This is a genomic window from Micromonospora sp. WMMD998, assembly GCF_029581235.1.
GTDB lineage: Bacteria > Actinomycetota > Actinomycetes > Mycobacteriales > Micromonosporaceae > Micromonospora.
In genome coordinates, this window is sequence record NZ_CP120740.1 from 4164403 (window position 1) to 4176971 (window position 12569).

Annotated in this window: 13 protein-coding genes; 6 read left to right on the forward strand and 7 right to left on the reverse strand. The window is 72.7% G+C overall.

The features are described 5' to 3' along the window. The first annotated feature begins 325 nt into the window (after window positions 1–325). Together O7619_RS19035 and O7619_RS19040 are read left to right on the forward strand one after the other, a co-directional pair. A complete protein-coding gene (locus O7619_RS19035) occupies window positions 326–652 on the forward strand; it encodes a hypothetical protein (protein WP_282282368.1) in 327 nt (108 codons plus the stop codon). Beyond that, complete coding sequence (locus O7619_RS19040; protein ID WP_282282372.1) at window positions 649–1299, forward strand: nucleotidyl transferase AbiEii/AbiGii toxin family protein; 651 nt, start codon at window positions 649–651, stop codon at window positions 1297–1299. Before O7619_RS19035 ends, O7619_RS19040 begins: the two co-directional genes overlap by 4 nt. 21 nt (window positions 1300–1320) lie before the next feature. Here the strand turns inward: O7619_RS19040 and O7619_RS19045 are convergent, their stop codons facing one another. Next, the gene (locus O7619_RS19045; protein WP_282282373.1) at window positions 1321–2223 is read right to left on the reverse strand and encodes an SDR family oxidoreductase; all 903 of its coding nucleotides are present in this window, start codon (window positions 2221–2223) and stop codon (window positions 1321–1323) included. A 99-nt stretch (window positions 2224–2322) separates the two neighbouring features. Between O7619_RS19045 and O7619_RS19050 the strand changes: the two genes are divergently transcribed. After that, complete coding sequence (locus O7619_RS19050; RefSeq protein ID WP_282282374.1) at window positions 2323–4122, forward strand: 5'-nucleotidase C-terminal domain-containing protein; 1800 nt, start codon at window positions 2323–2325, stop codon at window positions 4120–4122. A gap of 67 nt (window positions 4123–4189) precedes the next feature. Here the strand turns inward: O7619_RS19050 and O7619_RS19055 are convergent, their stop codons facing one another. Further along, window positions 4190–4327, reverse strand: coding sequence for a hypothetical protein (locus O7619_RS19055; protein ID WP_282289003.1), 138 nt, complete (start codon window positions 4325–4327; stop codon window positions 4190–4192). A 374-nt stretch (window positions 4328–4701) separates the two neighbouring features. Further along, complete coding sequence (locus tag O7619_RS19060; protein WP_282282375.1) at window positions 4702–4887, reverse strand: hypothetical protein; 186 nt, start codon at window positions 4885–4887, stop codon at window positions 4702–4704. A 98-nt stretch (window positions 4888–4985) separates the two neighbouring features. Here O7619_RS19060 and O7619_RS19065 point away from each other — a divergent pair, with 98 nt between their 5' ends. Continuing rightward, window positions 4986–6020 carry an NAD(P)-dependent alcohol dehydrogenase gene (locus O7619_RS19065; RefSeq protein ID WP_282282376.1) on the forward strand — a complete coding sequence of 345 codons (1035 nt, stop codon included), beginning with the start codon at window positions 4986–4988 and terminating at the stop codon, window positions 6018–6020. Here O7619_RS19065 and O7619_RS19070 read toward each other — a convergent pair. Then, window positions 6007–7143: a geranylgeranyl reductase family protein gene (locus O7619_RS19070; RefSeq protein WP_282282377.1), complete on the reverse strand. Its 1137-nt coding sequence runs from the start codon at window positions 7141–7143 to the stop codon at window positions 6007–6009. The two genes, O7619_RS19065 and O7619_RS19070, sit on opposite strands and share 14 nt — an antisense overlap. 137 nt (window positions 7144–7280) lie before the next feature. Between O7619_RS19070 and O7619_RS19075 the strand changes: the two genes are divergently transcribed. Together O7619_RS19075 and O7619_RS19080 are read left to right on the forward strand one after the other, a co-directional pair. After that, window positions 7281–7517, forward strand: coding sequence for a hypothetical protein (locus tag O7619_RS19075; RefSeq protein ID WP_282282378.1), 237 nt, complete (start codon window positions 7281–7283; stop codon window positions 7515–7517). A 71-nt stretch (window positions 7518–7588) separates the two neighbouring features. Then, window positions 7589–9070, forward strand: a complete 1482-nt coding sequence (locus O7619_RS19080; RefSeq protein WP_282288879.1) for an MFS transporter — start codon at window positions 7589–7591, stop codon at window positions 9068–9070. Window positions 9071–9132: 62 nt separating this feature from the next. Here O7619_RS19080 and O7619_RS19085 read toward each other — a convergent pair whose 3' ends face one another. From O7619_RS19085 to O7619_RS19095, 3 genes are all read right to left on the reverse strand, one after another. Continuing rightward, window positions 9133–9687 (reverse strand): hypothetical protein, encoded by a 555-nt coding sequence (locus O7619_RS19085; protein WP_282282379.1) that lies wholly within the window; start codon window positions 9685–9687, stop codon window positions 9133–9135. 787 nt (window positions 9688–10474) lie between these two features. Next, on the reverse strand, window positions 10475–11200 hold the full coding sequence (locus O7619_RS19090; protein ID WP_282282380.1) for a hypothetical protein: 726 nt from the start codon (window positions 11198–11200) through the stop codon (window positions 10475–10477). A 190-nt stretch (window positions 11201–11390) separates the two neighbouring features. Next, entirely contained in the window at window positions 11391–12536 is a 1146-nt protein-coding gene (locus tag O7619_RS19095) for a DUF3626 domain-containing protein (protein ID WP_282282381.1), read from the reverse strand. Window positions 12537–12569: the final 33 nt, after the last annotated feature.

A 12569-nucleotide genomic window follows, 5' to 3' on the forward strand; every position in this document is an offset into this window, starting at 1 on the left:
ACCCCCTCCACGTCGAGACCCGCCGACACTGAGCACACTAGGCCAGCCGAACAGGGCTCGCGAGTCGAGTGGACAACAGCGCCGCCCCGGCCTGGTGGCCGGGGCGGCGCTGGGCGTCGGTGTGCAGGTCGCCTCTCGGCGAGTGGCGCGACGCGGCTCCAGCCGAACGGTATTCCGCGAAGGCAATTTAGGTGAGGCCCGGGGACACTGGTCACACCGACGCTCTGCACAACGGTACCGGGCGGTCGGTTCTTCCGCCGGGCCGTCGTGACGCCGGTCACCGACTTCCGCGCTCGGTACGCCGGGCAGGGGTTACCCTGATTTCATGTCGGCCACCGTCAGCGCGTACCTCGCCCGGCCCGGGCGTCCCGCGGTGGTGGCGCCCACCCTGGCCGAGCTGACCGGCCCCCGCACGGGCATCGTCGAGCTGCCGGTGCGCCTGATGTGGTGCGGCGAACGCGCCTTCGACCTCGCCGACCCGGACGAACTGCTCTGGATGTACGAGAACGTGCTGCGCGAGACCAGCCGGGTGGACGACCTGCGGGAGCTGATCCACGCGGGCACGCTGCGCCGGGTGTGGCCGCTGCTCAACCTGCCCCGGGGCGTACGCCTGGCCTGGGAGGCCCGGCACCGGAGCCTGCGCGCCGCGTGACGCACCCGCACGACTTCTACCGGGAGGTGGCCCGGGTGGCGCTGGCCGCCGCCGGCCCGCACCGGTTCGTGCTCGGCGGTGGGGTGGCCTGGGCGGCACACGGCCTGGTCACCCGCCCCACCGAGGACGTCGACCTGTTCGCCGACGTCGAGGGCGCCGCCGCCGCGGCGGCGGCCGACGTGCGCGCCGCGCTGGAACGGGCCGGCTACCGGGTGGACGAGGCGGACCCGGACGGGCTGGGTGAGGTGTTCGACGGCTTCGACCGGGACCTGCGCGACTTCGTGGTCAGCCGCGGCGACCGCCGGATCCGCCTCAGCCTGGCCCGCCTCGACCGCCACCGCAGCCCGGTGGTGATGGACTTCGGCCCGGTGATGGACGTGCGGGACCTGATCGCCAACAAGACCGCCGCGCTTGTCAACCGGCGGGAGGTACGCGACTACATCGACGTGGCCGCCGCGCTGGACCGGTACGCGGTGACCGAGCTGCTGGCGTTGGCCCGCCAGGTGGACCCGGCGCTCGAGGACGCCGACGTGCGCGCCGCCGGCCGCTACCTCGACGGCCTCGCCGACCGCCGGTTCACCCGTTACGGGCTGGACGCGGCGCGGATCGCCGAGGTGCGCCGCCGGATGGCCGCCTGGCCCCGCTGAGACGGCGGGGCCAGGGGGCGGTCACTTCGTCAGCCGGCCGCCGGTGACCCCGAGGATCTCCCCGGTGACGTAGCTGGACTCCTGGGAGGCGAAGAAGACGTACGCCGGGGCCAGCTCGGCCGGCTGGCCGGGGCGGCCCAGCGGCACGTCGGTGCCGAACTGCTTCACCTTCTCCGCCGGCATGGTGGCCGGGATCAGCGGCGTCCAGACCGGGCCGGGCGCGACCGCGTTCACCCGGATGCCCCGGTCGGCCAGGTTCAACGCCAGCGCCTTGGTGAAGGTGGCGATGGCCGCCTTGGTGGTGGCGTAGTCGAGTAGCTGCGGCGACGGGTCGAACGCCTGGATCGACGACGTGTTGATGATCGCCGAGCCCTCCTTCAGGTGCGGCACCGCGAACCTGCTGAGCCAGAACATGGCGTACACGTTGGTCTTGAACACCCGGTCGAACTGTTCGGTGGTGATGTCGTCGATGCCGTTGTCCTGCGACATCTGGTAGGCCGCGTTGTTGACCAGGATGTCGATGCCGCCCAGGTCGGTGACCGCGCGGTCGATCAGCTCGCGGCAGTTGGCCTCCTCGCGCAGGTCGGTGCGGACGGCCAGGCCCCGACGGCCGGCCTGCTCGATCAGGTCGACCGTCTCCCGGGCGTCCGCCTCCTCCTCCTCGCCCAGGTAGGACACCAGCACGTCGGCGCCCTCCCGGGCGAACGCGATGGCCACGGCCCGGCCGATGCCCGAGTCGCCGCCGGTGATGACCGCCCGCTTGCCGCTGAGCCGGTCCGCGCCCCGGTAGGACTCCTCGCCGTGGTCCGGCTTCGGACCCATCTCCTGCTCCGTGCCGGGGGTCGACTGCCGCTGCGCCGACCGGCCCGGCTGCTGGCCGTACTGCTCGGTCGGGTCCTGCCGGGTGTACTGGTCCTCGCTCATGCCTGTCGCCCTACCCCGACGCACGTCCGGAAAACGCCGGATGGTCTATCGTGCGCAACGGCGCCCACGAGGCGCGTACCCCCGTCGAAAGGCACCGCATTGACCTCCTCCTCCGGCGCCTCGCGGCGCCAGGTGCTGGCCGTCGCCGCCGCCGCGGCGACCGCTCCCCTGCTCGCCGCCGCGCCTGCCGAGGCGAAGCCGAAGCCGTCGAAGCCGTCGAAGACCTGGGACCTGACCGTCCTCGGCACGTCGGACACCCACGGCAACGTCCACAACTGGGACTACTACAAGAACGCCGAGTACGACGACAGCGCGCACAACGACGTCGGCGTCGCGAAGCTCGCCACCCTGGTCAACCAGATCCGCGCCGAGCGCAGGGGCCGGGCCACGCTGGTCCTGGACGCCGGCGACACCATCCAGGGCACCCCGCTCGCGACCTACTACGCCAAGCAGGAGCCGATCACCAGCACCGGTGAGACGCACCCGATGGCCAACGCGATGAACGTGTTGAAGTACGACGCGGTCACGCTCGGCAACCACGAGTTCAACTACGGCCTGCCGCTGCTGGCCACCTGGATCAAGCAGCTCGGATTCCCGGCGCTGGCCGCCAACGCGCTCAACGCGAAGACCGGCAAGCCGGCCTTCCTCCCGTACGTGATCAAGGAGGTCCGGCTCGGCGGGCACGGCGCGCCGAAGCTGCGGGTGGGCATCCTCGGCCTGACCAACCCCGGCGTGGCCATCTGGGACCGGGCGAACGTCGAAGGCCGCCTGGTCTTCGCCGACATGGTCGCCACCGCCGCGAAGTGGGTGCCGGAAATGCGCCGGCGCGGCGCCGACGTGGTCATCATCTCCGCGCACGGCGGCGACAGCGGCACCTCCAGCTACGGCCCGGAGCTGCCGAACGAGAACCCGACCGCGCTGATCGCCGAGCAGGTTCCGGGCATCGACGCGATCCTGTTCGGCCACGCCCACAACGAGGTGCCGCAGAAGTTCGTCACCAACGCCAAGACCGGCAAGGCGGTGCTCACCTCCGAGCCGTCCAAGTGGGGCCAGCGGCTGACCCGGATGGACTTCACCCTGACCCGGTCCAAGGGCTGCTGGAAGGTGGTCGGCTCGTCGGCGACCACGCTCAACACCAACACCGTGGTCGAGGACCCGGCGGTGCTCGCGGCCGTCCGGGGCCAGCACGCCAAGACGGTCGACTACGTCAACCGGGTCGTCGCGCAGTCCAGCGTGGAGCTGTCCGCCGCCGAGTCGCGCTACCGGGACACCCCGATCCTGGACTTCATCAACCACGTCCAGACCGAGGTGGTCACCGAGGCGCTGGCCGGCGGCGCGTACGCGGGCCTGCCGGTGCTGTCCATCGCCGCGCCGTTCAGCCGCACCGCCGTGTTCCCCCAGGGCGACGTGCGGATCCGCGACGTGGCCGGCCTCTACGTGTACGACAACACCCTCGAGGCGGTCGTGCTGACCGGCGCCGAGGTGAAGGCGTACCTGGAGTACTCGGCGAAGTACTTCACCACCGTCGCGGTCGGCGCCCCGGTCGACGTGGCGACCATCAACGACCCGACCGTGCCGGACTACAACTACGACGTGTTCTCCGGCGTCGACTACGACATCGACATCTCCAAGCCGGTCGGCCAGCGGATCACCCGTCTGACGCTGGCCGGCACCGACACCCCGGTCGCGGTGGACGCGCAGTTCGTGGTGGCGGTGAACAACTACCGGCGCAGCGGCGGCGGCAACTTCCCCGGCATCGTCAAGACCCAGGTCTACAACGCGCAGCAGGAGATCCGTCAGCTCCTGATCGACTGGGCGCAGGCCAAGGGCGTCATCGACCCGGCCGACTTCTTCGTGCCGAACTGGAAGCTGGTCCGCGAGGGCGTACCGGTCTTCTGAGGCGGTGTCCGGATGCAGGCATGACAGAACCCCCCACCTCCTCACCGGGAGGTGGGGGGTTCCCTCGTCAGCGGGCGGGCAGCCGCACCCGACCGTCGCCGACCGCCCGGCGCACGTCCCTGATCACCCGGAACCGGATCGGCTTCGTGAACTGGACGCTCGCCGCCCTGGTGACAAGCAGGACGTCACCGCCGTTCAGCACCATCGGTCCCCGTCCGGTCCCGCCAGGCGCGCAGCGTCTCGCACGCTCGCGTGAGTCGTTCGCAACCGCCGTCCGACCCGCACCCGCAGGAGACACCCATACCGTTCCACTCGCAGGCTGCGTGAGGCGCGAGTGGAACGGTATGGGTGTCAAAACGAGCCGGAGACACCCCTGGTGTTCCACTCGTAGGCTGGATGACGCACGACTGGAACGGTATGGGTGTCTGGGGTGCCCGGACGCACTACGTCACGGCCGGCGCGACGGTGGTCGGGGGGGCGGGACGCCGGCCACCGGGGCGGGGACCCCGCGTGCGGGGGCCGCGTGCCACTCGCGGGACCCGGCGGGAACGGCGTGGCGGGAGGTCTCGTCGCTGCGGGTCAGCCGCCGGCGCGCAGGTGCCACTCCGACTCGCCGCCGGTCGGCTCCGGCCGGTCCGGGCGGCTGTCCGTCTCGATGGATGCCAACCGCTCCTCGGGGCGGACCCGGGGCGGCAGCTCGCCGAAGCGGACATGCCGCAGGAACGCGTACTCCTCGTCGGTGAACGACTCGACCGGCTCGCTCATACCCGCATTGTGCGCCATCCCCTCCACGACCGGTATCAACCGTCGCGGCACGGGTATGCCGCCGCGACGGCCGTCGGCGACGAGGTGGGAGGGCGACGATGCGCGCGGTACGGATGACCGGCCCCGGGGTGCTGGAGCTGACCGAGGTGCCCACCCCGCAGGCCGGACCCGGCGAGGTGCTGCTGCGCGTCGGCGCGGTCGGCGCCTGCCACTCCGACCTGCACATCCTCGACGCCGAGGCGGGGATGTTCCCCACCCCGATGACGCTCGGGCACGAGATCGCCGGCACGGTGGAGAGCGCCGGACCCGGCGTGGACGGCTGGTCGTCCGGGGACCGGGCCGCGGTCTACGGGATCGTCGGCTGCGGCCGGTGCCGGGCCTGCCTGCGCGGCGAGGAGAACCGCTGCCGGGTCGTCCCGGTCGGCGGCATCGGCCTCAGCCGTGACGGCGGACTCGCCGAGCACGTGGTGGTGCCGGCGTCCCGGCTGCTGCACGTGGGTGACATGGACCTGACCCAGGCCGCCCCGCTGACCGACGCCGGCCTGACCCCGTACCACGCGGTGGAGCTGGCCCGGTCCCGGCTGCGGCCCGGCACCACCTGCGTGGTCATCGGCATCGGCGGCCTGGGACACATGGCGGTGCAGATCCTTCTGGCCACCACCGCGGTGCGGATCGTCGCGGTGGACACCAGCGTCGCGGCGCTGGACCTGGCCGGACGCCTCGGCGCCCACCACATGGTGCAGGCCGGCCCGGACACCGTGGCGAAAATCCGTGAGCTGGTCGGCCCGCCACCGGACGGCGCGGACGTGGTGCTCGACTTCGTCGGCGCGCAACCCACCCTGGACACCGCCCGGCAGGTCGTCGCCACCGGCGGTCAGCTCCTGCTGGTCGGACTGGCCGGTGGGACGCTGCCGGTCCGGCCGGTCGCCGACGAGCCACCCCCGGTGCCGCTGGAGACCGACGTGGTGGTGCCGTTCTGGGGCACCCGGGCCGAACTCCAGGAGGTGATCGCGTTGGGCCGGGCCGGGCGGCTGCACGCCGACGTGCAGACGTTCCCGCTGGCCGAGGCGCCCGAGGCGTACGAGGCGCTGCGCCGGGGCGACATCCACGGGCGGGCGGTCATCGTGCCCTGACCGGGGGCAGCCGGTCGACGAGTGCCAGCCCGGCCCGCACCGGCCGCCGGTCCAGCGCCTCGGCGAAACTCGCCCGCCCCTGGCAGAACCGGACGAACATCCGCCAGCCGGGCGGGCTGGCCAGGACGGCGTGGAACACGTCCGGCCGCCGCTCGAAGACGTCCAGCAGCCGGTGCCCGGCCCGCATCTCCGGCGCCAGCCGCGCCTCGACCTCGCGGACGTAGCCGTCGAGATCGCCGGCGGCGACCGCCGCGCCGGCCAGCCGGCCGGACCGCAGCGCGTAGCTGATCCCCTCCCGGCTCCACGGCTCCAACAGGCCCGCCGCGTCGCCGGCGACGAGCACCCGGCCGTGGCGCAGCGGGGAGTCCTCGGCCCGGCAGCGGGTGAGGTGGCCGGAGTCGTGCTCCGGGCTGATCCCGGACAGTCCCAGCCGGGCCACGAAGTCCCGCAGGTAGGCCCGGGTCCGCTCACCCTCACCCCGGGCGGCGATGACACCCACGGTGAGCCGGTCGCCCTTGGGGAAGACCCAGGCGTACGAGCCGGGGACCGGCCCCCAGTCGATCAGCACCCGGCCCCGCCACCGGTCCCGTTCGGCGTCGGACACCGGCAGCTCCACCTCCAACCCCAGGTCGACCTGGCGGAACCGCACCCCCACGTGACGGGCGGTCACGCCGGAGGAGCCGTCCGCGCCCACCACGGACCGGGCGTGCACCACCTCGCCGTCGGCCAGCCGCAGGCGTACCCCGTCGGGGTCCTGCTCCACCGCGCGGACCGCGACGCCCTCGCGGACCTGCGCGCCGGCGGCGACCGCGGCGGCGCGCAACCGGTCGTCCAGCTCCTCGCGGCGGATCATCGTGACCAGCGGCGTGGCGTTGCGGCGGGTGAACGCGCGTCGCCCGTCGCGGGTGAACGTGACCCGGTCGGTGCGGTCCTGGGCGGGCACCTCGATCAGATCGCCGACCTCGGCGAGCGAGGTGCCGATCAGGCCGCCGCCGCAGGTCTTGTAGCGGGGGTGGGTGGCCCGTTCGACCACGAGCGTGCGCACGCCGGCCCGGGCCGCGGCGTGCGCGGCGGAGAGTCCGGCGGGCCCGCCACCGACCACCACGAGGTCCCAGATGATCACGGGTGCAGCCTAGGGCACCGGTGTGTCGGCACGCCCGCGACAACCCTCGTTCGGGGGGCATCATCGCCGTCCGCCCGGGTAACCGCCGGACGCCGGCCGTCCGCGGGTCGGGCGGCCCACCGGCGAGGAGGGAAGCCATGCCTCAGGTCCAGCTGTCCGCGGCCGAGGAACGGGTGTACCAGGCGGTCACCGCCCTGGAGGTACGGGGACACGTCCCCTACCCGGACATGATCGCCGAGGAGACCGGGATGACCGAGGAAGAGGTGCACGAGCCGTTGCACTCGCTCACCGAGCGGGGGCTGCTGCACCGGGAGGACTCGCCGATGTCGGGTCTGGACTTCGGGCCCCGCTGGTGCGCGCGACAGACGGCCTGATCATGTCGTTTGCCCCTCCGGGGTCCGGGTAGCGATCGGGGATGCGTGATCGACGGTCCGTGGAGGGCGCGATGAGCGGCGACCGGTCGCCGGAGGCCGGGTACGACAACCGGCGCCGCTGGCAGGCGCTGAGCGTCGGCCTGGTCGCGGCGTTCATGACGCTGCTCGACGTCAGCATCGTCAACGTCGCCGTACCGTCGATCGACCGGGCGCTCGACGCCACCCCGAGCGACCTGCAGTGGGTGCTGTCCGGGTACGCGCTGACGTTCGGCCTGGTGCTGGTGCCGGCCGGGCGGTTGGGCGACGCGCGCGGCCGGCGGACCGCCTTCGTGGTCGGGGTGGGGCTGTTCACGCTGACCAGCGCGCTGGCCGGACTGGCCACCTCGTCGACCTGGCTGATCATCGCCCGACTGGTCCAGGGCGCCGCCGCCGGCATCGTGAACCCGCAGGTCAGCGGCATGATCCAGCAACTGTTCCGGGGCGCCGACCGGGGACGGGCGTTCGGCCTGCTCGGCGCCACCATCGGCATCTCCACCGCGGTCGGGCCGCTGCTGGGCGGGCTGCTCATCCAACTCGGCGGCGAGGAGCACGGCTGGCGGTGGGTGTTCTTCGTGAACATCCCGGTCGGCATCGTGGCGATGGTGCTCGGCTGGCGGCTGGTGCCGGGCCGCCCCGAAGGACAGCCCCACCGGCACCGGCTCGACCCGGTCGGCGTGCTGCTGCTCGGCACCGGGGTCACCGCGATCCTGCTGCCGCTGGTGCAGCGGGAGCAGTGGCAGGGCTCGGCCAAGTGGCTGCTGATCCCGCTGGGCCTGCTGCTGCTGGCCGGCTTCGCGCTCTGGGAACGCCGGTTCGCCCGGCATGCCACACCCCTGTTCGACCTGCGGCTGTTCGGGCTGCGCTCGTACGTCCTCGGTTCGCTGATCGGGCTGATCTACTTCGCCGGGTTCACCGCCATCTTCTTCATCTTCACCCTCTACCTCCAGATCGGCCTGGGCTACAGCGCGCTGGTGGCCGGCGTGGCGATCACCCCGTTCGCGCTCGGCTCGGCGCTGGCGTCCGCGCTCGGCGGCCGGGTCGTCACCCGGCTCGGCCGGCCGCTCGTCGCGCTCGGACTGCTCGCCGTGGTGGTCGGGCTGGTCGCGACCGACCTGGTGCTGACCGGTGGGTCGCACCAGAACGTGCCGCTGCGGACCGCGCTGCCGCTGCTCGTCGCCGGGCTGGGCAGCGGCCTGGTGATCGCCCCCAACCAGACGCTCACGCTCTCCGAGGTGCCGGTGCCGATGGCCGGCAGCGGCGCCGGCATGCTCCAGACCGGGCAGCGGATCGGCACCGCCGCCGGCATCGCGGCGGTCGGCGCGCTCTTCTTCTCGACGCTGGCACAGAACCGGAACGACTGGGGGCTGGCGTTCCGGCACTCGCTTCTGTTGGCCGCCGGGATCATCGTGTTGGCCCTGGCCGTCGCCGTCACCGACATCGTCGCCAACCACCGCTCCGCACGTAAGGAGGGGCCCCCGCTTAACGCATCCGGTAGAGGAGGGGGCCCCGCTTAACACGTGCGGCAGCACGAAGGCCGGCACCCCTGGGCGGGTGCCGGCCTTCAGCGCGTTGTGTGTCAGCTGTTCCAGTGCTTGGTGACGAGGTCGGTGGCCTGGTTCTCCCACTGGGCGTAGGCGTCGGGGTACGCGGACACCTGCACGGTCTGGGCGGCCTCGGTCAGCGGCATGTCCTGCCAGCCGTCGACCTGCTTCAACCCCTTGAGGAACGCCAGGGTGGAGTATTCGGGGTCGGTGATCTGCTCCGGGGTGCCCCAGCCGGAGGAGGGGCGCTGCTGGAACAGACCGAGGGAGTCGTGGTCGTTGGAGTCGCCGAGGTGACCCAGGTTCTCCAGCTTCGACTCCTGCAAGCTCGTGGCGATGGAGATGACCGCGGCCCGCTCGGGCAGGCCGGCCTTCTTCGTCGCGGCGATGATCGCCTTGACGTTCGCGGTCTGCTCACCGTTGAGGTCGATGCTCGACTGCTTGCCCTGCGCCTTCATGACGACGGCGGTGGCGGGCTTGGCGGTGGTGGTGGGGGTGTCGGCGTGGGCGGCGATCGGGCCGGCGAACACACCACCGGTGAACGCCAGACCAGCGATACCCAGGACGCTCTTACGCAGGATCGTGTTCATCAGGGGGCTCCATTCCGGGGGTCGACACACACACCACACGGGGGTCGGCGCGTGCGCAAGCACCGTCAGGCGCTCAAAGGCTTTACGGTGGTGTCCGGCGGCTTCGCGGGGCGGTGCCTCAACGCGGGTGGGCCGGAGTGACTGTGTAACGACCGGCTGCCCACCGTCATTCCCGGGGGCGGGTCGGGCCGCGCGGCATGGTGTCGGCGCTGGCCTTCCTCGGTCGTTCACCGGGTTACAACGCCCCCACCCCGGCGACGATTCCACCGTCGGAGTGCCACCCACCATCCCCGAACAGGACACCCCACCCACCCGCCACACCACGCCCGGATCCGCACACCGTCAGACACCACCCCAAGCCCACACCGGACACACCCACACCGTTCCACCCGCGCTCCGCCCGGGCCACGACTGGAACGCCAGGGGTGTCTCAACACGCCGGAGACACCCGTGGCGTTCCACCCGCGCTCCGGTCAGGCGACGACTGGAACGGTATGGGTGTGTCAGGGCGTCGCAGACACCCACCCCGCGCTGTGCCCGGGCCATGAGTGGAACGTCGTGGGTGTATCAGCGCTCCGAAGACACCACCCGTAGCCCTGCGCCGGGACTGGAACAACGATGGGGTGCATCAGCTCACGTCCACCCAAGCCGGACATTGCGCCGGAATCCGGGACGTGTGCCGACCCGCCGCCGTTCGGACGAGACATCCGGGCCGGTGTGCCCGAGGACCTGACAAAGCCGCCCGGCCGGCCCCGGAAGCGGGACCGGCCGGGCGGGGGTGGCGGTGTCACCAGAGCTGCTGCACGATGTCCGCCGCCTGCTCCTCCCACTGCGCGTACGCGTACGGGTAGGCGGACACCTGGACCGTCTGCGCCGCCGCGGTCAGCGGCAGGTCCTGCCAGCCGCCGATGTTCTTCAGCGCGCCGAAGAACGCCTTGCTGGCGTACTCCGGATCGGTGATCTGCTCGGACGTGCCCCAACCGGACGACGGACGCTGCTGGAACAGGCCCTCCGAGTCGTGGTCGTTGTAGGTGCCGAGGTGACCCAGGTTGTACAGCTTCGACTCCTGGAGTGAGGTGGCGACGCCGATGACGGCGCCCCGCTCCCCCACGCCGGTCTCCTTGGCCGCCTGGACGATGGCCTTGGCGTTGTCCAGTTGCGCGTCGTCGAGCGGGATACGCGACTGGGCGCCCTCGACGCCGTGCGGCATGAGGGTGTCCCTGCTCGGCCGGTCGGCCTTGGTCGGCACCTTGTCGCTGCCGGTGGTCAGGCCGGACTTCGCCGCCTCGGTGCCGGACTTCTTACCGGTGGCCAGGTCGATGGCGGCCACGGCGCCGGCGTGCGGTCCGCTCGTCACCGGGGCGGCGACGGCGGTGGGGCCGTAGGCGAGCCCGCCCAGGGCGGTCACGCCGGCGACGGTGAGTACGGCGCGCCGGTTGCGGGTGATGCCACTGGTTTTCTCGGCGGCGGTCTTCGCGATGGCGGGGAGCCATCGGGTGACGTGCTGCTTCACGATGGTTGCCCTTTCGATCGGTGCGACGCGCTCCGGGGTGAGCGCCCCTCGGGGGTCGACCGGCGGCACGGGTTTGGATGCCGGCGGTACGGGGGACTCAACCAGCCCGGCGTGTCGGTCATTCCGGTAATGTCGGCCTAGGCGCGAGCTGCGGTCCAGGTCACCCGGAGCACCGGACACCGGCGCGTCACTACGGCAAACGGGACGATGGGGCCGGACGGCCGAACCAGACCAGGACGTGCCAGAGTTGCTTGAGGTGTTGCCAGGTCAGCTCGGCCGGTCCACGGTCGGCCCAGCGCTGCGGCTCGCGCGCCAGGGAGGCGGCGGCGCGGCCGATCAACGCCGCGTGCAGCGGCTCCCCCGGCCGGCCGAACTCGGCGTGCACGCGGGCGGCCAGCGGCGGGATGTCCGGCCCGCGGAAATCGGCGTCGACGCCGTCGACCGGCAGCTCGAACCCGGCGTGCCAGCGCAGCGCGAAGCCGTGCCGGCCAGCGATCCCGGCGAGGCGGCGTCCCACGTCGGTGCCGCGGAACGACGGGTCGACCACCACCGCCTCGACGTCGCGGGCGAGACCCACCTCGCCGTGCACCTGCGCCTCGATGTAGTCGTCAAGCGCACGACCGGCCCGCTCGGACGCGCGCTCCCGGCGCGACAGCAGCGTCCGCAGCAGGGCGCCGGTGTCCATCCCGGACACCCCCAGGCTGACGCCGGTGCCGGCGGTGGCGGTCAGCAGCGCGGCGAGCACCGGCTCGAAGACGGCGGCGGTGCCGACGTCGGTCGGCCGGAGGTGGCTGTCGCCGAAGGTGAACGTCGTCCGGGCCAGCACCTCCGGACGCAGCCGCAGGTGGCAGGAGCCGAACCGGGGGCAGGCGCCGTCCGGATGGTCGAGCAGGTTCAGGCCGCCGTACTTCGGGCGCTCCGCGGCAGGCACGCCCGGACGCTGGTACGCGCCGCCGAACATCGCCTGCTCCCAGACGTCCCGGTCCCCGCCGGGAAACGCGGTCAAGCCGCCGTTGCCGACACCGGTCTCGAACTGGCTGCGGTAGACCCCCTCGGCGTCGAGCGCCTCGACCACGGTACGGCCGTCGCGCAGCAGCCGGTCGGGGTGGAAGTTGACGGTCAGCCGACCGTACCCGGTCACCGCCGCGACGACCTCCTCGCACCGCACGACGGCGCCGGCGTCGGCGAGGTGCGCCGCGATCACGGCGAGCGCGGCCGGGCGGTCCCGCAGCGCGACGTCGCGCACGTGCCGCAGGGCGGCGGACTGGGCGGCGGTCAGGGACGTCGCGGGCACGCGGCCGAGTATCGCCCGGCCGGGCGCGGGCGGACCAGGCATTTCCTTCGGGTACGCCGCGAGCGCGGTGGCCCG